The organism is Stenotrophomonas sp. (assembly GCF_050737575.1).
In the GTDB taxonomy this organism is placed as follows: Bacteria; Pseudomonadota; Gammaproteobacteria; order Xanthomonadales; family Xanthomonadaceae; genus Stenotrophomonas.
In genome coordinates, this window is the sequence record NZ_JBOHXW010000007.1 from 104,028 (window position 1) to 123,702 (window position 19,675).

A 19,675-nucleotide genomic window follows, 5' to 3' on the forward strand; every position below is an offset into this window, starting at 1 on the left:
GTGAGCGTCTCGGGGGGGACGCGGAACTGGGCACTGGTAGCCGCCGTGTGCGGCGCAGCGGCAGTTGCAACGCCATTCCTGCCACCGCTGCCGGCCATCGCCGGCACGGTTGCCGGGTCGGCCGGCGTGTTGGCCGCACTGTTCGCCGCATGGCATGCCAATGCAGCGCGTCATCGCCATCACGCATTGCAGCTGCACAGCGAAGAACTGCAACTGGAATGCAAACAGTTGCGCCAATCCGAAGTCGGCCACAGCCGCCTGGAGCAACAACTGCTGCAGGCCAAGCAAGTCGCCGAAGCAGCGACGCTGGCCAAGGGCGAGTTCCTGGCCACCATGAGCCACGAAATCCGCACGCCGCTCAACGGCATCCTGCCGATGCTGGAACTGGTCGCACGCGGCCCGCTGGACATGGAACAACGCAGCATGTTGTCCACCGCCACCGAAAGCTCGCGCCAGCTGTTCCGCATCGTTGATGACATCCTTGATTACTCCAAGCTGGAAGCCAACCGGCTGGAACTGGAAGTCACCACCTTCAATCTGCGCGAGACACTGGACGGCATGTTGCTGCTGATGCAGCGCACCGCCGAGCACAAAGGCCTGGATATCTCGCTGCACATCGATCCCGCCGTGCGCCTGCCAGTGCGCGGCGATCCGGTGCGCCTGCGTCAGGTGCTGGGCAACCTGCTGGTCAACGCAATCAAGTTCACCGAGCGCGGCAGCATCCAGGTGCGGGTCAAACGGCTGGGCGAAACCCCGGCGCAGCATCAGCTGCGTTTTGAAGTGCGCGATACCGGCATCGGCCTGGACGCCAGCCAGCGCGAGCGCTTGTTCGAGTCCTTCACGCAAGCCGACGCATCCACCACGCGTTTGTACGGCGGCACCGGGCTTGGCCTGGCCATCTGCAAGCGCATCATCGACCTGATGCGCGGCAGCATCGGCGTGCAATCACACCCGGGCCGCGGCTCGACGTTCTGGTTCGAGATTCCACTGTTGAAAGTCATCGGCGACCTGCACCGTCCCGAGCACCTGCGCAACACGCGTCAGATACTGCTGGTGACGCCCGAACCGCGCCTGCGGCAACGGCTGGAACTGGTGCTGCCCACCTGGGGCTACCAACCGCGCGTCGCCAACAACCTGCAGGAAGCGCTGGAACGCCTGCGCAATCCGGCAGTGTCCGGCGGCTGGCACGCGGTAATCGGCGACCTCGGCCCACTGCGCCACGGCGCCGCGGCACTGCAGCGCGCCATCAATCGCATGGACGCCGATATGCCGCGCATGTTGTGGCTGTATGGGGACGTGTCGGTGCCCGACGGGCTCCGCGAAAACGCCACGCTGTTGCCACGCCAGTTGCCGGATTCGGAATTGCGCAGCGCACTGACCGACGTCAGCACTCCCGCGCAGGAACCGGTCGACGTGATCGCACCGCCCGCCGCCAGCACCGACGCCGATATCAGCGGCATGTCGGTGCTTGTGGTGGAAGACAACGCGGTGAATCTGCTGGTCGCCCAGAAGCTGCTCAGCACATTGGGCTGCAACACCGACCGCGCCGAGAACGGCGCCATCGCACTCGGCAAAATGCACAAACAACGCTATGACGCGGTGCTGATGGATTGCCAGATGCCGGTGCTCGACGGCTATGCCGCAACTCAGCGCTGGCGCCAACACGAAATCGACAGCGGTGAACCGCGCCTGCCGATCATCGCCATGACCGCCAATGCCATGGCCGGCGATCGCCAACGCTGCCTGGACAGCGGCATGGACGAATATCTCTCCAAACCCATTTCCCGCAGCCAGCTGCAGACCTGTCTGCAGGCCTTCAAACCTGCACCGCCCGTCAGCCCCACGGTAGTCACCATGAGCATTCCCCTCGACCACGCACGCGCCAGCACGGCAGCCCCTGCCACCACGGTTCCGACCCTTGAACGCAAGGTGTTGGATGAGTTGGTGGAGATCGCGGGCGATGACACCCACATGATCATCCAGCTGTTCCTCGACGAGACGTTGATCCTGCTGCAGCAACTGCAGGCAGCCAGCGCCATCAGCGATCAAGCGCGTCTGGGCGAAGTGGCGCACAGCCTCAAGTCATCCAGTGCCAATGTCGGCGCGCTGGCGCTGTCCGAAGCAGCACGGCAGCTGGAACACGCGGTGCGCACCGGCACGTTGGAACAGCCGGCAAGCCGCGTTGCCCAGCTGATTGCCGAGTTCTCCCGCGCACGCCAGATGCTGCTCGGCTATCAGGCCGACATGCGTGGCGAACAACTCCCGCAAAGCTGAAAAAGCGCGCGTTCTGCGCGACATCGCTGCTCACGCCCGCGCGAAGATGCAATCGCCAAACCGTTCGCCACCCACCGCAGCGCCCGCCAGAAACGCAACAGGAACCGTCGTATGCACGGCGGTTCCTGCGGGAGCGACTTCCAATGTGCAGCGCACGCTGCGTGACATGAGCTGTCCGCAGCGCCGCCGGTGTTGCTGATCAGTCATCGATCTTGGTGAGCAGGTAATTCGGCTCGCCGATACGCTCGATCAGATCCAACTGCGTTTCCAGCCAGTCGATATGTTCTTCCTCCGAATCGAGGATCTTCACGAACAGCTCGCGGCTGACGTAATCCCCAATCGACTCGGCATAGGCCACCGCATCGCGCAGCACCGTTACCCCTTCCGTCTCCAGCGCCAGATCGCACTTGAGAATTTCGATGGGGTTCTCACCGATGCGCAGCTTGCCCAGCGCCTGGAAGTTCGGCAGACCTTCAAGGAACAGGATGCGATCAGACAGCACGTCCGCGTGCTTCATCTCGTCGATGGATTCTTTGTACTCGTGTTCGGCCAGTTCCTTCAGCCCCCAGTTCTTCAGCATCTTGGCGTGCAGGAAGTACTGGTTGATGGCGGTCAACTCGTTGTAGAGGACCTTGTTGAGGAATTCGATGACCTTGGCGTCGCCCTTCATTGCATTAGCTCCCGCTGTCGTAACGGGGGCACTTTACCCGTTGCCGGAGCGCCATGAAGGAACGCGAATCGTGATCATTAGCCGCCGCACCCGGAAGGCACGGCGCAGGCAGGCTCAGGCGGCCCGCAGCATCGGTAGCGGCAGCTCGCGGGTAGCACGCGCCTGATCCAACAGCCCCGAGGCCATGTCCAGGCAGGAGCCGCAATTGGAGCCGCAACCGGTACGCATGGTCAGCTCAGCCACGGTGTCACAACCGGCAAGCGCGGCCTCACGGATCTGGTGATCGGTAACCCCATTGCAGATACAGACGTACACGGCGCAGTGCTCTTCGGACAGCCAGATCGGCTGGATGGCATTCAAACGCAAATGCGAATGGTTGTCAATTTCGAGCGTTAATCATTATTAACTCTGCTTCCGCCAGCCGCCCTGACGCCGCTGCAGCTTGCGCGGCCGGTCATGCCCGGCGGTGTTGCCCGGCAACCAGGCCTCCTGCGCCGCGGCCGGCATCGACTGGACATCTGCGCTGGCAATGCCCCGCGCAAGCGGCGCCAGATGCCTCAAAGCGCGTGCGTAAACCCCGCGTTTGAACATCACCACATGCTCCACTGGGTACCAGAAATCCACCCAGCGCCAGCTATCAAACTCTGGTGTCTCGGTCAGATCCAGACGCACATGGGCTTCATCGCCAGTCAGACGCAGCAGGAACCAGACCTGCTTCTGTCCGATGCAGACCTGCCGTTCATTACGACGAATGGCCCGAGTGGGCAGCCGATAGCGAAGCCAGCCAGGGGTCGCCCCCAGCACTTCAACGTGTTCAGGCAGCAGGCCTGTTTCTTCCTGCAGCTCGCGATACATGGCCTCGACAGGCGTCTCATCGGTGTTCATTCCACCTTGCGGAAACTGCCAGCCATCCCGGCGCACACGTCGTGCCCAGAACACCTGCCCGTCTTCCCGCATCAGCACAATGCCGACGTTCGGTCGATAGCCGTCCGGATCGATCACGATGCGGACTCCTAAAATTTCTACTGTCAGGGACTCTGCCATGGCCTTGCCCGGGCCACAAGCAAAGAAAAAACTATTGACAGTTCATCTTCATATGCTCAGAATTGCCGGCTCCCCGAGGCTATGTAGCTCAGCTGGTTAGAGCACAGCACTCATAATGCTGGGGTCGGTGGTTCGAGTCCACCCATAGCCACCAAGGGACGCAGGTTTGACCTGCACTACAGCCCCGTCGCCAAGCGGTAAGGCATCTGACTCTGACTCAGACATTCGGAGGTTCGAATCCTTCCGGGGCTGCCAGACACAAAAGGGCCTGATCGAAAGATCAGGCCCTTTCTGCTTCATGACACCACAACCGGGACCAACCAGCAGGCCGGATGTGCGATAATCGCCGCGCACTATAGCCCCGTCGCCAAGCGGTAAGGCATCTGACTCTGACTCAGACATTCGGAGGTTCGAATCCTTCCGGGGCTGCCAGACAAAAGAAATGGCCCGATCGAAAGATCGGGCCATTTCTTTTGTTCGGGATTCGGGATTCGGGATTCGGGATTCGGGATTCGGGATTCGCAAAGGCTGAAGCCAGAGCAAAACCCAGATCAAGAGCACCGCCCCACTTCGACGAAAGGAAGGAGGCGGGAATGCAAAGGCCGGCAAACACCCCGCCCCGCACTCGCCACAGCGCCACCCCAGGAAAGAGGGCTTCGGCCTTGATCCATCCAGATCCCCCGTCCCGATTCCCAAACGACAAAAGCCCGGCCGAAGCCGGGCTTTTGCTTTCCTCCCAGTGGGATTCCGAAGAATCCCACCCCAAAGCGATTAACGCTTGGAGAACTGGGTAGCGCGACGTGCCTTGTGCAGGCCGACCTTCTTACGCTCGACTTCACGAGCGTCACGGGTCATGAAGCCAGCCTTACGCAGCTCGGACTTCAGGGTTTCGTCGTATTCAACCAGCGCACGAGCGATACCCAGACGGATCGCACCGGCCTGGCCGGTGGTGCCGCCGCCAGCGGCGGTGACCAGGATGTCGAAGGTTTCGGTGTTCTTGGTCAGTTCCAGCGGCTGACGCACGATCATACGTGCGGTCTCACGGCCAAAGAACTCGTCCAGCGGACGGCCATTGACGGTGATGTTGCCGGCGCCCTTGCGCAGGAACACGCGAGCGGTGGAGGACTTGCGGCGGCCAGTGCCGTAGTTTTGAGTGATAGCCATGATTAGATATCCAGAACCTGCGGCTGCTGTGCGGCGTGCGGATGCTCAGTGCCAGCGTAGACCTTGAGCTTGCGGTACATCTGACGGCCCAGCGGGCCCTTCGGCAGCATGCCCTTGACGGCGATCTCGATCACGCGCTCCGGGTGACGCTCAAGCGCCTGCTCCAGAGACTCAGTCTTCAGGTTGCCGATGTAACCGGTAAAGCGATGGTACTTCTTGTCCTTCAGCTTGTTACCGGTAACGGTGATCTTGTCGGCATTGATGACGACCAGGTAATCACCGGTGTCAACATGCGGGGTGTAGACCGGCTTGTGCTTGCCACGCAGGCGGCGAGCCAGCTCGGTGGACAGACGGCCCAGCGTCTTGCCGGCGGCGTCAACGAGGTACCAGTCGCGCTGGACGGTCTCGTTCTTTGCAGTGAAAGTGCTCATAAAGAACTCTAGTTAGGTCGGGCTCATTGCGGCGTTGGACGGCCGGAACTCTGCCACGCGTTGTGAAGATGAAACAGAAGCGCGGAATTGTACTGGCCCAGAGGGGCCGGCGCAACCTGCCCAAGCCCTTCATGAACGGGCGGCCTTGGCAGGCCGGGAGCCAGCGGCGAGAATCCGGGCACCCCACTTGCCTGCAACCAACATGACCAGCGCCCGCGTACAGACTCCTCTGGATCACCTGCTCACCGAAGCACAGCGCGCGCTGGATACGGTGTTCGGCAATCCGCCAGCGGCGCGCCCCAATCCGGCGGGCGATACACCGGAAGTCGTATTGGACCCGGCAGAGACACGGCACGCCGCCGGGTTGATGCGCATCAATCATGTGGGTGAAGTCTGCGCGCAGGGGCTGTACTTCGGCCAGGCCGCCGTGGCCCGTGACCCGGCCACCCGCGAACATCTGCTGGCGGCGGCGCAGGAAGAAACCGATCACCTGAGCTGGTGCGCCGACCGCCTGCGTGAGCTGGGCAGCCGGCCAAGCCTGTTCAATCCCCTGTGGTACGCCGGCAGTTACACCATCGGCACGCTGGCCGGGCTGCGCGGTGATGGCTGGAACCTGGGCTTTGTGGTGGAAACCGAGCGCCAGGTGGAAGCGCATCTGGACGAGCACCTGGAAACCCTGCCGCCGGCCGACCAGCGCAGCCGCGAGATCATCAAGGTGATGAAGATCGACGAAGCCCGCCACGCCGATCACGCCGAACATGCCGGTGCACGCAAGCTGCCCTTCCCGATTCCGTCGGTGATGGCGCTGGCATCCAAGGCAATGAAGACCATCGCGTATCGGGTTTAAGCCGAAGCGCGGGCGCATCGCAGAGTGGAGCCGTGCGTCGCTGGGGCTTGGGCGGCGAAGCCCCTTGCCGAGCATGGCTCGGCACTACATGGGAGCCCTGCCGAACGCGGTTCGGCAGCGCCCTGCTTGATCGGTCAGCTGACCAGCTTCAAGCCCATCACGCCGGCCACGATCAGGCCGATGCACAGCAGCCTGGGCCACGAGGCGCTGTCGCCGAACAGGAACACGCCCGCGATTGCCACGCCCACGGCGCCAATGCCGGTCCACACCGCATAGCCGGTGCCCACAGGAATGGTGCGCAGCGCCTGGGTCAGCAGCCACAAGCTGATGGCGGCCATCACCACCGTGATCACGCTGGGCCACAAGCGGGTGAAACCCTCGCTGTACTTCAGCCCCAACGCGAAACCAATTTCAAATACGCCCGCCAACAGCAGGTAGATCCAAGGCATTGCAGTACTTCCTTTACAGCCAGAAAAAAGATGGCGGCCCGGTGCATGCACCGAACCGCCATCGGTAAACGTCTGCATTGCTGCAGGGCGGGCCGTCCCGCCGGTTGTCACGACAGCGGGCCAGGCCCGCCGCCGCGTTGATGCTTACTCGGCCAGGTTGCGGCCGTGGAACAGCTCTTCGATCTCACGACGCAGCAGTGCTTCGATCTTCATACGCTCCTTGAAGGAAAGGTTCTTGGCCTTCTCTTCAAACAGGTACTGGTCCAGATCAAAGTCCTTCAGGTGCATCTTCGTGTGGAAGATATTTTCCTGATAGACGTTGACGTCGAACATCTCGTAACGCGACTTGATGTTCTTGGCCAGGAAGTTCTGGATCGAGTTGATCTTGTGATCGATGTAATGCTTTTTGCCCTTCACATCACGAGTAAAGCCACGCACGCGGTAGTCCATGATCACGATGTCTGATTCCAGACTCTCGATCAGGTAGTTCAGCGCTTTCAGCGGCGAGATGACGCCGCAGGTAGCCACGTCGATGTCGGCACGGAACGTTGCGATACCTTCCTGCGGATGGGTCTCCGGGTAGGTGTGCACCGTGATGTGCGACTTGTCCATGTGGGCGACCACGGCATCGGAGATCAACTCCTTGCCCGCAGCCTTCTTGTCGATCACCGGTTCCTCGGAAATGAGAATCGTGACCGACGCACCCTGTGGATCATAGTCCTGGCGCGCGATATTCAGGATGTTGGCGCCGATGATCTCGGCCACATCAGTGAGGATCTGCGTGAGACGATCAGCGTTGTACTCTTCGTCGATGTACTCGATATAACGCTGGCGCTCTTCTTCAGTACGCGCATAGCAGACGTCATAGATGTTGAAGCTCAAGGCCTTGGTGAGGTTGTTGAATCCTTGCAACCTCAGGCGAGGCAACGGCTTGACCACGGCGGTCGATCCTGTAGATGGTGGGAAAGGGGGAAGTATGGGGCAAAGTGCCCCCCTGTGAAACGTGTCCCCCGTCAGCCGGGTTTGCCGCTTATGATTGGCCTCGTTAAGCTTGCCCGTTAAGCAAGTTCATTCTTTATGTGAACGCCATCATGAGCTCAGGGAACGCCAATACAGTGTCCAACGTGCGACTCGCCACCAGTCCGCTGGCTCTCGATATAGCCACCATCGACCGCTTTCTGGCCCACAGCCACCGCCGCCGCTACCCCGCACGGACGGATGTGTTCCGCCCGGGCGACCCTGCGGGGACCATGTATTACGTGATCAGCGGCTCGGTCAGCATCATCGCCGAGGAGGACGACGACCGCGAACTGGTGCTGGGTTACTTCGGTTCTGGCGAGTTCGTCGGCGAAATGGGCCTGTTCATCGACTCTGAAAAACGTGAAGTCATCCTGCGCACCCGGACGCCGTGCGAGCTGGCCGAGATCAGCTACGAGCGTCTGCACCAGCTGTTCCTGGGGCCGCTGTCGGTCGACGCGCCGAAACTGCTGTACGCCATTGGCTCGCAGATTTCCCGGCGCCTGCTGCACACCAGCCGCAAGGCCAGCCGCCTGGCGTTCCTGGATGTGACCGACCGCATCATCCGCACGCTGCACGACCTGGCCAAGGAGCCGGAGTCGATGAGCCATCCGCAGGGCACCCAGCTGCGTGTTTCCCGTCAGGAAATCGCCCGTCTGGTCGGTTGCTCGCGCGAAATGGCCGGTCGAGTGCTGAAGAAGCTGCAGGTGGACGGCATCCTGCATGCGCGCGGCAAGACGGTGGTCCTGTACGGGACGCGATAGTTTTTGCGGATTATCCCGGCGGCTGTGACGTTGCCGGGTGCTGAGGAGAGCACCGGCGATATAACGGTGCGTGGTGATGGGCTCATCGATCGGACCCCATCAACCGAACAGGTCAACGCATGCTGCCCCCGAGCCGGCCTCAAGTTTCTCGAAAACATCAAAAGCCCCCTCATCCGCCCCTTCGGGGCACCTTCTCCCGTTAACGAGAGAAGGGATGGGATCAGCATTCTTGGCGCCTCGGCGTCGGCGCTTCAGCCGCCCAGCCGAGATTCGGCGCTCATCAAGCTCCCCCAACGGGCTCTGACACAAGCCTTTTCGCGCACAAGCCTTTCCGTTCGCGCGTTTCTCGCCTGCGCGGCGGCGTCTCGTCGTCAGGATTGCGCGGAAAACTCGCTGGGATTGCAGCCCAGCCTACGGATCACGGAATGGTGACCGCGACATCGGACAAATTGTCACCCGTGATCGCGCAAGAATGCCGGGATGATCAACCTCCGGACAGCCCGCGCTCCCGACAACGTGCTGGCCGCGCTGGTCATCGGGCTTGGCCGTTTCGAGCATTCACCTTGACCCCGTCGCCCCTGCCCCGCAGGCTGCGCGCATGGAATTTGGTAGCGAATTTTACTGGTTCATCCTGATCGGGCTGGGCGCGCAACTGGTGGACGGCGCGCTGGGCATGGCGTTCGGGCTGATTTCGTCCTCGGTGCTGCTCAGCATGGGCCTGCCGCCTGCGGCGGTCAGCGCCAGCATTCATACCGCCGAGGTGTTCACCACCGGCGCATCGGGTGTGTCGCACCTGGTGGCCGGCAACGTCGACAAACGCCTGTTCCTGCGTCTGGCGATACCGGGTGCGGTCGGCGGTGCCATCGGCGCGTATGTGCTGACCCAGCTGCCTGGCGACTTCGTACGGCCTTTCATCTATCTGTATCTGTTGGTACTGGCGATCTTCATCCTGGCCCGAGCCGCTGGCCGCTTTGCTTCGCGTCAGGAAGTGAAGCGGGTGCCGGTGCTGGGCTTCTTCGCTGGTCTGCTCGACGCCAGCGGTGGCGGCGGCTGGGGGTCGGTGGCCACCTCTACGCTGCTGGCGCGTGGCGGTCAGGCGCGGACCACCATCGGCACGGTTAATGCGGCTGAGTTCGTGGTGACGCTGTCGATCTCGGCGACCTTTCTGCTGTCGATGGGGATGCAGCACATGTCCATCGTCGCCGGACTTCTGGTCGGCGGCATGATGGCCGCGCCGGTGGCGGCGCTGCTGGTCAAGCGCGTGAAGGAGCGCTGGGTGCTGATCGCGGTGGGCGTGCTGGTGTTGTCGATCAGCGTGTTCCAGATCGGCATGGCGCTGATGAAGCTGCGCGCGGGCTGAGGGCTGGGGTTGCGCTGGATCCTGCGGTACTTGGCTGAACGTCAAACGTTCCCCTCATCCGCCCTTCGGGCACCTCGCTCCGCGCCCCGGCCACGCACAGCGTGCGTGGCGTTCAGCCATGCACGAGCCGGTGGCTCGTAAGCCGCATGTCTTCACCCCGCGTGCGGGAGAAGGGAGTTGCCCATCGAACTGCGACTCGTCATTAGCCCCTCTCCCGCGTGCGGGAGAGGGGTTGGGGTGAGGGGAAGCTTATAAGCAAGCAACGTCAAAAGCCGCCCTCATCCGCCCTTCGGGCACCTTCTCCCGCTAGCGGGAGAAGGGAGCTTCTCATTGCTCGTCACTTCGGCAGCGGATCGCCGCCGCGGCCTGCGCAGCCCCAGTTGAGGATCGGGGTGCCGGCCGGCAGTACCTTGCCGAAGTACTCCACGCGTGAGCGCTTGGGGTTGACCACGACCGGCGCCTTCGCCGCCTTGAGCAGCGGCAGGTCGGCGGTGCTGTCGGAATAGGCTATGGCGATGTCGCCATAGCCGCGCTCGCGCAGCATGCGCATCTTCTCTTCGTTGTGGCAGTGACGGGTGGCCCCCACCGCGCCCAGACGCGGGCCGACTTCGCTGCCGATCACCGGCACGCCCTGTTGGGCGACGAAAGCCAGGATGGCGCGGGCCAGCTCCGGCGGTGCGCCGGTGGCCACGATCACGCGGTCACCCGCCTTGCGGTGCCCGGCAAATACTTCCAATGCGTGCGGCAACAGCTTGCTGCGGATCTCCGGCTCGTGCTTGAGCACGTACTGGTCGATGATGCTGTTGAACTCGCGCGCCTTGTGCAGGCCGAACGTCGCAATCCACACGTAGCCGGAAATGCCAAAACGGCGGGTCGGCAGCATCGCCACCAACGGCCCGAACAACGGGGTGATGAGCAGCGCCGCCAGTATCCGCAGCGGGTTGCGCTTGATCAGCCACGCAAACAGATGGCTGCCCGAATCACCGTCGTAGAGCGTGTGATCGAAGTCGAAGACGACCAGTTGCGCGTCGTCCTTGGGTACAGGGTAGGAATCAGTCATACCGGGAAGAATAGCTGACGCAGGCCCTCGCCTGGCTCCTCCACACGCATGAAGGCTTCGCCAACCAGGAAAGCGTTGACGCCGGCATCGCGCATGGTTTTGACATCGGCCGCACCGAGAATGCCGCTTTCGGTGACCAGCAACCGGTCGCGCGGCACGGCGTCCTTCATCGACAAGGTGGTCTCCAACGACACCTCGAAGGTGCGCAGGTTGCGGTTGTTGATGCCCACCAGCGGCACCGGCACCTGGATGGCGCGCTCCAGCTCGTCGATGTCGTGCACTTCGACCAGCACGTCCATGCCCAGCTGCATGGCCAGGTCGGACAACTCGGCCAGCTGGCGGTCGTCCAGTGCCGAGACGATCAGCAGGATGCAGTCAGCGCCGAGCACGCGCGCTTCAACCACCTGGTACGGGTCGATGACGAAATCCTTGCGCAGCACCGGCAAGGTGCAGGCCTCGCGCGCCTGCTGCAGGTACGCATCGGCGCCCTGGAAGAAATCCACGTCGGTCAGCACCGACAGGCAGCTGGCGCCGCCGAACTCGTAACTCACCGCGATCTCGGCCGGGCGGAAATCCGGGCGGATCACACCCTTGGACGGGCTGGCTTTTTTGACTTCGGCAATCACCGCCGGGTCGCCGTTGGCGATGGCCGCCTGCAGCGCATTGGCGAAACCGCGCACCGGCGAGGCATCGGCCACGCGTGCCTTCAGCTCAGCCAGCGGCACACGGGCGCTGCGCTCGGCAACCTCCTGCACTTTGCGGGCGAGGATGGTGTTGAGGATGTCGCTCATGATTCTGCTTCCTGGAAGACGGGCGTTGCTTGCGCGAGTGATCGGGAGGGAATGGTCAAACGGTGCCGGCCAGCGCACGGCTGGTGTCGACGTACTGCTGCATGCGGGCACGCGCGCTGCCATCGGCGATGACCGCGCGGGCGCGCGCCAGGCCATCGGCGATGCTGTCGGCCACGCCCGCCACGTACAGCGCAGCGCCGGCGTTGAGCGCGACGATATCGTTGGCCGGGCCGGGCACGTTGTCGAGCACGCTGCGCAACATGGCGATGGATTCTTCCGGATTTTCCACCTTGAGATTGCGACTGGCCGACATGGCGATGCCGAAGTCCTCCGGATGGATTTCGTATTCGCGCACCTTGCCGTCGCGCAGCTCGCCGACCAACGTGCCCGCGCCCAGCGAGATCTCATCCATGTTGTCGCGGCCCCACACCACCAGCGCACGCTCGGCGCCCAGCTCGCGCAGCACACGCGCCTGGATGCCGACCAGATCCGCATGGAACACGCCCATCAGGATATTGGTGGCGCCAACCGGATTGGTCAGCGGGCCAAGGATGTTGAAGATGGTGCGCACGCCCATTTCGCGACGTACCGGCGCCACCACTTTCATCGCCGGATGGTGCATGGGCGCGAACATGAAGCCGATGCCAGTCTGTTCGATGGCGCGCGCCACCTGCTCCGGCCCGAGTTCGATCACCGCTCCCAACGCTTCCACCGCATCGGCGCTGCCCGACTTGGACGACACACTGCGGTTGCCGTGCTTGGCCACTTTGGCCCCGGCCGCTGCCACCACGAACATCGAGCAGGTGGAAATATTGAAGGTGTGCGAGCCGTCACCGCCGGTGCCGACGATATCGACCAGATGGCGCTTGTCCGCAACCGCCACCGGCAACGCGAATTCGCGCATCACCGTGGCCGCGCCGGCGATCTCACCAACGGTTTCCTTCTTCACGCGCAAGCCGGTGAGGATGGCGGCGGTCATGGTCGGCGAGACTTCGCCACGCATGATCTGCCGCATCAGATCGACCATCTCGTCGAAGAAGATTTCGCGGTGCTCGATGGTGCGTTGCAGGGCTTCCTGCGCGGTGATGGTCATGACAACTCCGATAACTCAGGAAATAACGATGTAATCGCTCTGGCTGCTGATGCCGGCATGCGCGCCGGGAATCAGCTGCACATGCAGGCCACCGATGGGGCCGAGCGGCAGGCAACTGTCCACTTCCAGCAACGCATCACGGTGTGGCTTGATCCACTCCGCCTGCGCCTGCAGCAGCGCCTTGCGCTTGGCTTCGACAGCATCGTCGGCGACCACCAGCAGATAGCGATGGTCTTCGCCGAATGCACCGGGCAGGTAGCCGCCAAGGTTGACGAAGTACAGCGTGGGCGAGCCCTCCGCCGGCACCGCATCGGACAGCCGCACCTGCCACTGTTCGACGCCATCAACGGTCATCCACGAATCCAGATGCAGCCCCGCCGCTTCGCCAAACCACTGCTCGCGCAACTGCGCGTAGGTCTGTTCGATGCTGGGTGCCACCGCGAACACCACGTCGTGCACTTCGGTATTGGCGCGCGCATGGCGGCCACCGAGCATCACCACGAACAGACGCAGATCCGCGTGACTCATGGCACCGCCCTCGCGGTCAGCGCCAGGCGCAGGCCGAAGCCGATGAACAACACGCCGGCGACGCGATCCAGCCATTGCATGCCGCGCGCAGCCCAGCGACTGGTGCGCATGCGATCAGCCAGCAACACGTAGACCGCATTGACTGGCAAGCCGTTGAAGGTGAACACGATGCCCAACATCGCGAACGCCAGCGTCTTGTTCTGCACCGACGGCGCAATGAACTGCGGCAGGAAGGCGAGGAAGAACAACATCACTTTCGGGTTCAGCACGTTGGTGAGGAAACCACCGGCGAATATCTGCCATCCCGTTCCGGCCGGGTTGTTGGCAGCATCAACACCGTCCTGCAACGTGGCCGGTGCGCCGGGATTGCACAGCAGGCGCACGCCGACCCACAACAGATAGGCCGCGCCGATCCACTTGATCGCGGTGAACAACGTGGCCGATGTCGCCAGCAACATGCCCAGCCCCAGCGACGCCAATGTGACGTGCACCAGACAACCGGTGATGATGCCGGCAACGGCGGTGAAGCCGGCACGACGCCCGCTACGCAGCGTGCGACTGACGACGTACAGCACGTCCGGGCCCGGCGTCAGGTTCAACACCCAACCGGCGACCATGAACAACAGCAGCTGCGACGGCTCGATCAGCACGTCCGCTCCAGGAAGTTCTTCATCAACGCGTGACCGTGCTGGGTGAGGATGGATTCGGGATGGAACTGCACGCCTTCCACCGGGAATTCACGGTGACGCAGGCCCATGATTTCTTCCATCGAACCATCGGGGTTCTCGGTCCAGGCGGTGATCTCCAACGCGGCCGGCAAGGTGCTCTTGTCCACCACCAAGGAGTGATAACGCGTGGCGTCATAGCGATCCGGAAGACCGGCAAACACGCCCTTGCCTTCATGCCGAATCGGCGAGACTTTGCCGTGCATGATGTTGCTGGCGCGAATCACATCACCGCCATAGACCTGGCCGATGCTCTGGTGGCCCAAACACACACCAAACAGTGGAATGGTCGGGCCGAGCTGGCGAATCACCTCCAGCGACACACCAGCTTCGTTGGGCGTTTTCGGGCCCGGCGAAATCACGATGTGCGAAGGCTTCAGCGCAGCGATTTCAGCCACGCTCATCGCGTCATTGCGCACCACCTTCACCTCGGCACCCAGCATCTGCAGGTACTGCACAAGGTTGAAGGTGAAGCTGTCGTAGTTGTCGATCATCAACAGCATGTTATTTCCCTTGTCGCTCTATTTGGATCTCAATCGCCGCGCGATCTGAAGCCGTCGTAATGGGCCATATTTCCTTGGCCGAGAAAACGTCGGCCACGTCATCGCATCATCATTCGCTAGCCGGAACCGGGAGACCTGCCGTAGCGAGCTCTCTTGCATGGTCCGCCGCCAACCTGCGCCCCATGTATCGCGCAAAGCTCCACGACAGATGATGCTGATCGTAGAAAGCGGGTTCGCCATCGGCCTGCACCGCGCACTTGGCCAAGTCGGCGCCCCCACACATCAGCTCGTACTTACTGATGTACAGGTAATCAAGCGAGTGCACCTGCGGAATTGGCGACTTCGCTCGCTCGTCCATGTTGGTGTAGTTAACGAACTCCGGACGCCTACAAGCGTCGTAGGTGTGGTATCGGTTGTACAACGTTGCACAATCCGTATTGGTCTGCAGGTAGGAGCCGATCGCCACGACCCGGATGGACGGATTCCTCTTCTTAATGATCTCAAGGATTTTCCACAGATCCAGTGCAATGGCATCGAACCCCTGGTGAGTGTTGAATACCAGCACATCCAACTCCTGGATCAAGCGATCACTGTTCAGCACTGCGAATCGCTTGTCACATGCCAACTGCGATGAGGTCGATGCAATCGAGTTTCTCCCCAAGGCCACTTCGCAGTCATTGACGGTTCCGAAGTTGATCAAGTTGACGCGCGAATCCTTGCCGTAGATCTCATCGAACGCATTGAAGGCGTCAGGCTCGTGAGAATTGCCGAACAGCAATACCTGGGTCGGCCTGTCCATGAAACAGCGTGAGGTGTCATCCAACAATTCGATGTTGCAAGCAGTGGCTAGCTTTTCGAAACGCTTCGCTTTTCCAGCCTCGATCTCTGCAGCTCCCAACGGCCGGAAGGGGGCCGTATTCGCAGGCACCACCTCGGTAGATTTGTCCGAAGCCTGCGCTGCGGGCGTGCCATGAGCATGCTCACTGTAGTCAATCACGCCTGGGGTGAAGTACCGGTAGCGCCAGGTCATGCCGTCGGAAATCAGGAATGCGGCGCCCAATGCGCAACACGATATGGCCGCAGCGAGCGTACGCCCCACTGGACCACCACCGACCGCCAGACGTCCGGAATGACGGAAACGAACTTCAACCCAATAGTGCAGCGGAATTGCGGTGAGAAGCGACAGTACACCCATCACCGCAAGCCGCACTCCCCAGTGGTCTGTTGCCATGTACTGCCCCGCGAACACCACCACCGGCCAGTGGGTGAGGTACAGCGAATAGCTGATCCTGCCAATCCAGACAGCCGCCGGATTGCTCAGCAGGAGCTTGGCCCCACTCGCGTCCCGGGCAGCGATCAGCAGCAAAGTACCTACACAGGGAGCGATCGCATTGACGTACGGAAATACGTCGCCCTCTTCCAGCGTCACGATCGAGTACACGATCAAACCGATGCCCACTACCAGCATGCCTTCCTGTACTGGGCGGGAAGGCGGCAGCCTCCTGACTACATAGAAGCCCAGCGCTCCGATGGCAAATTCGAACACTCGGAATTGCGGAAGAAAGAAGAGATCCGACTTGTAGCCGATGTCCTGCATGGCGACAGCTAGGAAATTTGCGAAAAAGCTCAGCAGACCGGCTGCGAGAATGCCCCAGAACAGCCCTCGCCTTCCGAAGAAGCGATGGCACAGATAGAGCAGCGCCGGCCAGACCAGGTAGAACTGCTCTTCAACACTGAGTGACCAAGTATGTAGCAGCGGCTTTGTCTGTGAGGCAGTATCGAAGTACCCGCTTTCCGACCAAAACTGCAGGTTGGACAGCGAAATGGTCGACGCCACCAGCGACTTCCCATAGGCCACCAGGTCGGCCGGAGTCAGGATCAACCAGGAAAAGACCGATGTGACCACCAGCGTGGCAATCAAAGCCGGCAGGATCCGCCTCACTCGGCGTGCGTAGAAGTTCCAGAAGTTGAAGCCGCCGGTACTGACCATCTCGCCAATGATGATCGAACTGATCAGATAACCGCTGATCACAAAAAAAATGTCTACGCCAACATAACCGCCACCCAGCCCCGGAACGCCGAAGTGGAACAGCAGAACGGCCATGACCGCGACGCAGCGGAGCCCGTCGATATGCGGCATGTATTTAAAATTATCAATTTTCATTGGAGACAATGATCAAGTCCATATGAATCAGATCGGCATAAGGCCACTTGCCGGGCTTTGGCTCAACGTAGGCTACGTTATTCAAACGCAACGTCTCCTGGTGAACGAACAGCGCTCACAATCCCTTCGCCGCCTGCGCCACCGCACGGAACAGCGCGCGGCCCTTGTTCATGGTTTCCTGCCATTCGGCATCGGGGTCGGAGTCGTAGACCACGCCGCCGCCGGCCTGCACGTACAGGTAACCGTCCTGGATCACTGCGGTGCGGATGGCGATGGCGGTATCGGCATCGCCGTTCCAACCGATGTAGCCGACCGCGCCGGAGTACACGTTGCGCTTGACCGGCTCCAGCTCGCGGATGATTTCCAGCGCGCGGATCTTCGGCGCACCGCTGACCGTGCCAGCCGGGAAGGTTGCGCGCATCACATCGCTATAGCTCAGGCCGGCCTTCAGCGTGCCAGTAACTTCGCTGACGATATGCATGACGTGGCTGTAGCGTTCGATCACGAACTGTTCGCCTACCTTCACCGTGCCCGGTTCTGCGACGCGGCCGACATCGTTGCGGCCGAGGTCGATCAGCATCACGTGCTCGGCGCGCTCCTTCGGATCAGCCAGCAGCTCGGCTTCCAGCGCCTTGTCCAGCTCCGGCGTGGCACCGCGCGGACGGGTGCCGGCGATCGGACGCACAGTGACAATGCCATCGCGCAGACGCGCCAGGATTTCCGGCGACGAACCGACCACCTGGGTGCCGCCCACATCGATGAAGTACATGTACGGCGACGGATTCAACGCACGCAGCGCGCGGTACACATCGATCGGTCGCGCACGGAACGGCACGCGCAGACGCTGGCTCGGCACCACCTGAAAGATGTCGCCGGCACGCACGTAATCCTGCGCCTTGCGCACCACCGCGTGATATTCCTCGCGGGTGAACGAGGACTGGAAATCCTGCTCGTCGATGGCATCGGACACCTGCGACTGCGGATAACCGGCACCGCCCTGACGCAGCCGATGCGCCAGCTCATCCAGGCGACGATTTGCGCGCGCCCACGCCTGCGGCTGCGACGGATCGGCGTGCACGATCAGGTACAAACGGCCCTTGAGGTTGTCGAACACCGCCAGCTCTTCGGACAGCATCAACAGGATGTCGGGCGTGCCGAGTTCGTCGGGCTTATCGCCCGCGCCCAGATGCGGCTCGATGTACTGGATGCACTCAAAGCCAAACCAGCCGACCAGACCGCCGGTGAAGCCGGGCAAACCCTCCAGCTGCGGCACCGAGTACTGCTTGCGCAGCACTTCCACTTCGGCCAGCGGATCGGCCACTTCGCGGCGCTCGACCACTTCGCCCAGCTCGCTGACTTCCAGCGTGTGGCCACGGAAGCTGTAGATGCGGCGCGCGGGCAGGCCGATGATGGAATAGCGGCCGAAGCGCTCGCCGCCTTCGACGGATTCAAACAGGTAGGTATACGGGCCGTCGGCGAGCTTCAGATAAACCGAAAGCGGCGTGTCCAGGTCGGACAGCACTTCGCGGACGACAGGTACGAAATTATGCGGGTGTGCGGTGTGGCCTTCAGCGGCCAGCTGCTGGAACTGCTCTTGCGTGATCAAGACGGCTTTCCTTCCGGGAATCGACGGTGGCGGTACGGACGACGGCAACGGGCCACCATCGCCACCAGCGGCGAGCGGAAGAAAGGGAACGCTTGGTCGTCAGAATGGGCACCGCGCAACTCTACCGCAAGATCGCCAGCCAGTGTGCACTCGCAACATCGGCAATTGCTTGCAGCGGCAACGATTCAGCCGCCGAGCAGGGCCGTTCCAGCCGGCAGATGCATGCGTACCCGTCCGGGCGTGCAACACACATGGAAGCGGCGCGCCTGCAGCGGTTCACCGTCCAGATTCAGGGTCATCGGCTGCTCGGCCTCGATCCACAGTTCAGCCAAGCGGCCACGCACCGCCACCTGTTCCAGCGCCGCATGCTTGCCTTCGCTGAACAGGGTGCCGAGGGTCGACATCACCTCGCCTGACAGCTCAGGAACGATAGTCAGATCCAACCGCCCGTCGTCCAGCAGCGCATCCGGGCACAGCACCTGACCGCCGCCGGCCTGCCGCCCGTTGCCAATCCCCAGCGCAATGAAGCCGCCTTCCCACTGGAAGCCTTCACCGTGGATGCGGGCGCGGATCGGCTCGATCCTGCCCAGCCGCGAGATGCCGGTGATGACATAGGCCAACCCGCCGAGCATCTTCTTCAAACCATCGTGCGTTTCCACCGTGACTTCGGTGCCGAAGCCGCCGCTGGCGAGGTTGGCACACCAATGCACGCGGCCATCGCCGTCGACTTTCAGCAGATCGATCAGCGGCGCGGGTGAACGGGAAACCAGTTCCAATGCCGCCAGCGGCGCATCGGGGATACCGGCGGCGGTGGCGAAATCATTGGCCGTGCCGAGCGGCAACAATGCCAACGTCGGCAAGCTGCTCGCCTCCTGGCCGGTATGCGCCAGCGCCTCGGCCACTTCGCTCAAGGTGCCATCGCCACCACCGGCCACGATCACCGCCGCATCCGCAGCGATGGCCTCGCGCACATAGCGCTCTGCATCGCCGGCCTCCCACGTCACCCGCACTGCCAGCGACTGCCCGCGTTGCCGAATGTCTGCAACTGCATCGCGCACGGCGTCATCGCCTGCGGATTTGCCGTTGAGGATCAAATACCAAAGTGCATTGCCCATGCAGTTCTCCGTAACGGGACGCGCAGGCTAACAAGTGCGTGCTGGGCTGCCGGTGAATGTCACACAGCCG

General features: G+C 62.3%; 20 protein-coding genes and 3 tRNA genes. 7 read left to right on the forward strand and 16 right to left on the reverse strand.

Going from position 1 to position 19,675, the window contains the following annotated elements; genetic code table 11:
• Window positions 1-2,274: an ATP-binding protein gene (locus ACREP4_RS13910; protein ID WP_431596786.1), complete on the forward strand. Its 2,274-nt coding sequence runs from the start codon at window positions 1-3 to the stop codon at window positions 2,272-2,274.
• A 199-nt stretch (window positions 2,275-2,473) separates the two neighbouring features.
• Here the strand turns inward: ACREP4_RS13910 and bfr are convergent, their stop codons facing one another.
• The 3 genes from bfr to ACREP4_RS13925 form a co-directional block, all read right to left on the reverse strand.
• Window positions 2,474-2,944: a bacterioferritin gene (bfr, locus tag ACREP4_RS13915; protein ID WP_431596787.1), complete on the reverse strand. Its 471-nt coding sequence runs from the start codon at window positions 2,942-2,944 to the stop codon at window positions 2,474-2,476.
• A gap of 114 nt (window positions 2,945-3,058) precedes the next feature.
• Complete coding sequence (locus ACREP4_RS13920; protein ID WP_431596912.1) at window positions 3,059-3,259, reverse strand: (2Fe-2S)-binding protein; 201 nt, start codon at window positions 3,257-3,259, stop codon at window positions 3,059-3,061.
• 87 nt (window positions 3,260-3,346) lie between these two features.
• Window positions 3,347-3,946 (reverse strand): RNA pyrophosphohydrolase, encoded by a 600-nt coding sequence (locus ACREP4_RS13925; RefSeq protein ID WP_431596913.1) that lies wholly within the window; start codon window positions 3,944-3,946, stop codon window positions 3,347-3,349.
• 119 nt (window positions 3,947-4,065) lie between these two features.
• On the opposite strand from ACREP4_RS13925, the gene ACREP4_RS13930 reads away from it, so the two are divergent.
• From ACREP4_RS13930 to ACREP4_RS13940, 3 genes are all read left to right on the forward strand, one after another.
• Window positions 4,066-4,142, forward strand: a tRNA-Met gene (locus ACREP4_RS13930).
• 26 nt (window positions 4,143-4,168) lie between these two features.
• Window positions 4,169-4,243: transfer RNA gene (locus tag ACREP4_RS13935), tRNA-Gln, on the forward strand.
• A gap of 102 nt (window positions 4,244-4,345) precedes the next feature.
• Window positions 4,346-4,420: transfer RNA gene (locus ACREP4_RS13940), tRNA-Gln, on the forward strand.
• A gap of 339 nt (window positions 4,421-4,759) precedes the next feature.
• Here the strand turns inward: ACREP4_RS13940 and rpsI are convergent.
• Together rpsI and rplM are read right to left on the reverse strand one after the other, a co-directional pair.
• Window positions 4,760-5,152, reverse strand: a complete 393-nt coding sequence (gene rpsI, locus ACREP4_RS13945) for a 30S ribosomal protein S9 (protein ID WP_057631526.1) — start codon at window positions 5,150-5,152, stop codon at window positions 4,760-4,762.
• 2 nt (window positions 5,153-5,154) lie between these two features.
• The gene (gene rplM, locus ACREP4_RS13950) at window positions 5,155-5,583 is read right to left on the reverse strand and encodes a 50S ribosomal protein L13 (RefSeq protein WP_431596788.1); all 429 of its coding nucleotides are present in this window, start codon (window positions 5,581-5,583) and stop codon (window positions 5,155-5,157) included.
• Between the two features lie 202 nt (window positions 5,584-5,785).
• Between rplM and coq7 the strand changes: the two genes are divergently transcribed.
• Window positions 5,786-6,430: a 2-polyprenyl-3-methyl-6-methoxy-1,4-benzoquinone monooxygenase gene (gene coq7 / locus ACREP4_RS13955; RefSeq protein ID WP_431596789.1), complete on the forward strand. Its 645-nt coding sequence runs from the start codon at window positions 5,786-5,788 to the stop codon at window positions 6,428-6,430.
• Window positions 6,431-6,564: 134 nt separating this feature from the next.
• Here coq7 and sugE read toward each other — a convergent pair whose 3' ends face one another.
• Window positions 6,565-6,879, reverse strand: coding sequence for a quaternary ammonium compound efflux SMR transporter SugE (sugE, locus tag ACREP4_RS13960; RefSeq protein WP_431596790.1), 315 nt, complete (start codon window positions 6,877-6,879; stop codon window positions 6,565-6,567).
• 144 nt (window positions 6,880-7,023) lie between these two features.
• The gene (speD, locus tag ACREP4_RS13965) at window positions 7,024-7,818 is read right to left on the reverse strand and encodes an adenosylmethionine decarboxylase (RefSeq protein WP_057506052.1); all 795 of its coding nucleotides are present in this window, start codon (window positions 7,816-7,818) and stop codon (window positions 7,024-7,026) included.
• Between the two features lie 152 nt (window positions 7,819-7,970).
• Here speD and crp point away from each other — a divergent pair, with 152 nt between their 5' ends.
• Window positions 7,971-8,660 carry a cAMP-activated global transcriptional regulator CRP gene (crp, locus tag ACREP4_RS13970; RefSeq protein ID WP_431596791.1) on the forward strand — a complete coding sequence of 230 codons (690 nt, stop codon included), beginning with the start codon at window positions 7,971-7,973 and terminating at the stop codon, window positions 8,658-8,660.
• Between the two features lie 598 nt (window positions 8,661-9,258).
• Window positions 9,259-10,020, forward strand: coding sequence for a sulfite exporter TauE/SafE family protein (locus tag ACREP4_RS13975; RefSeq protein WP_431596792.1), 762 nt, complete (start codon window positions 9,259-9,261; stop codon window positions 10,018-10,020).
• Between the two features lie 337 nt (window positions 10,021-10,357).
• Here the strand turns inward: ACREP4_RS13975 and ACREP4_RS13980 are convergent, their stop codons facing one another.
• The 9 genes from ACREP4_RS13980 to yegS form a co-directional block, all read right to left on the reverse strand.
• The gene (locus ACREP4_RS13980; RefSeq protein ID WP_431596793.1) at window positions 10,358-11,080 is read right to left on the reverse strand and encodes an HAD-IB family phosphatase; all 723 of its coding nucleotides are present in this window, start codon (window positions 11,078-11,080) and stop codon (window positions 10,358-10,360) included.
• A complete protein-coding gene (gene trpC / locus ACREP4_RS13985) occupies window positions 11,077-11,871 on the reverse strand; it encodes an indole-3-glycerol phosphate synthase TrpC (RefSeq protein WP_431596794.1) in 795 nt (264 codons plus the stop codon). The genes ACREP4_RS13980 and trpC overlap by 4 nt, the downstream gene beginning before the upstream one ends.
• Window positions 11,872-11,926: 55 nt before the next feature.
• On the reverse strand, window positions 11,927-12,964 hold the full coding sequence (gene trpD, locus ACREP4_RS13990; protein WP_431596795.1) for an anthranilate phosphoribosyltransferase: 1,038 nt from the start codon (window positions 12,962-12,964) through the stop codon (window positions 11,927-11,929).
• Between the two features lie 15 nt (window positions 12,965-12,979).
• Entirely contained in the window at window positions 12,980-13,492 is a 513-nt protein-coding gene (locus ACREP4_RS13995) for a DUF1543 domain-containing protein (protein WP_431596796.1), read from the reverse strand.
• Window positions 13,489-14,142, reverse strand: a complete 654-nt coding sequence (locus ACREP4_RS14000) for a LysE family translocator (protein ID WP_431596797.1) — start codon at window positions 14,140-14,142, stop codon at window positions 13,489-13,491. Before ACREP4_RS14000 ends, ACREP4_RS13995 begins: the two co-directional genes overlap by 4 nt.
• Window positions 14,136-14,720, reverse strand: coding sequence for an anthranilate synthase component II (locus ACREP4_RS14005; RefSeq protein ID WP_431596798.1), 585 nt, complete (start codon window positions 14,718-14,720; stop codon window positions 14,136-14,138). The genes ACREP4_RS14000 and ACREP4_RS14005 overlap by 7 nt, the downstream gene beginning before the upstream one ends.
• A 109-nt stretch (window positions 14,721-14,829) precedes the next feature.
• Window positions 14,830-16,884 carry an acyltransferase family protein gene (locus tag ACREP4_RS14010; RefSeq protein WP_431596799.1) on the reverse strand — a complete coding sequence of 685 codons (2,055 nt, stop codon included), beginning with the start codon at window positions 16,882-16,884 and terminating at the stop codon, window positions 14,830-14,832.
• 115 nt (window positions 16,885-16,999) lie between these two features.
• Complete coding sequence (gene trpE, locus ACREP4_RS14015) at window positions 17,000-18,490, reverse strand: anthranilate synthase component I (RefSeq protein ID WP_431596800.1); 1,491 nt, start codon at window positions 18,488-18,490, stop codon at window positions 17,000-17,002.
• Between the two features lie 185 nt (window positions 18,491-18,675).
• A complete protein-coding gene (yegS, locus tag ACREP4_RS14020) occupies window positions 18,676-19,605 on the reverse strand; it encodes a lipid kinase YegS (RefSeq protein WP_431596801.1) in 930 nt (309 codons plus the stop codon).
• Window positions 19,606-19,675: the final 70 nt, after the last annotated feature.

What these genes read in the sequence shown, in the direction of transcription:
- bfr (WP_431596787.1), bottom strand. Translation starts at nt 2,944, where the DNA reads ATGAAGGGCGACGCCAAGGTCATCGAATTCCTCAACAAGGTCCTCTAC.
- rpsI (WP_057631526.1), bottom strand. Translation starts at nt 5,152, where the DNA reads ATGGCTATCACTCAAAACTACGGCACTGGCCGCCGCAAGTCCTCCACC.
- rplM (WP_431596788.1), bottom strand. Translation starts at nt 5,583, where the DNA reads ATGAGCACTTTCACTGCAAAGAACGAGACCGTCCAGCGCGACTGGTAC.
- coq7 (WP_431596789.1), top strand. Translation starts at nt 5,786, where the DNA reads ATGACCAGCGCCCGCGTACAGACTCCTCTGGATCACCTGCTCACCGAA.
- sugE (WP_431596790.1), bottom strand. Translation starts at nt 6,879, where the DNA reads ATGCCTTGGATCTACCTGCTGTTGGCGGGCGTATTTGAAATTGGTTTC.
- crp (WP_431596791.1), top strand. Translation starts at nt 7,971, where the DNA reads ATGAGCTCAGGGAACGCCAATACAGTGTCCAACGTGCGACTCGCCACC.
- ACREP4_RS13975 (WP_431596792.1), top strand. Translation starts at nt 9,259, where the DNA reads ATGGAATTTGGTAGCGAATTTTACTGGTTCATCCTGATCGGGCTGGGC.
- ACREP4_RS13980 (WP_431596793.1), bottom strand. Translation starts at nt 11,080, where the DNA reads ATGACTGATTCCTACCCTGTACCCAAGGACGACGCGCAACTGGTCGTC.
- trpC (WP_431596794.1), bottom strand. Translation starts at nt 11,871, where the DNA reads ATGAGCGACATCCTCAACACCATCCTCGCCCGCAAAGTGCAGGAGGTT.
- trpD (WP_431596795.1), bottom strand. Translation starts at nt 12,964, where the DNA reads ATGACCATCACCGCGCAGGAAGCCCTGCAACGCACCATCGAGCACCGC.
- ACREP4_RS13995 (WP_431596796.1), bottom strand. Translation starts at nt 13,492, where the DNA reads ATGAGTCACGCGGATCTGCGTCTGTTCGTGGTGATGCTCGGTGGCCGC.
- ACREP4_RS14005 (WP_431596798.1), bottom strand. Translation starts at nt 14,720, where the DNA reads ATGCTGTTGATGATCGACAACTACGACAGCTTCACCTTCAACCTTGTG.
- ACREP4_RS14010 (WP_431596799.1), bottom strand. Translation starts at nt 16,884, where the DNA reads ATGAAAATTGATAATTTTAAATACATGCCGCATATCGACGGGCTCCGC.
- yegS (WP_431596801.1), bottom strand. Translation starts at nt 19,605, where the DNA reads ATGGGCAATGCACTTTGGTATTTGATCCTCAACGGCAAATCCGCAGGC.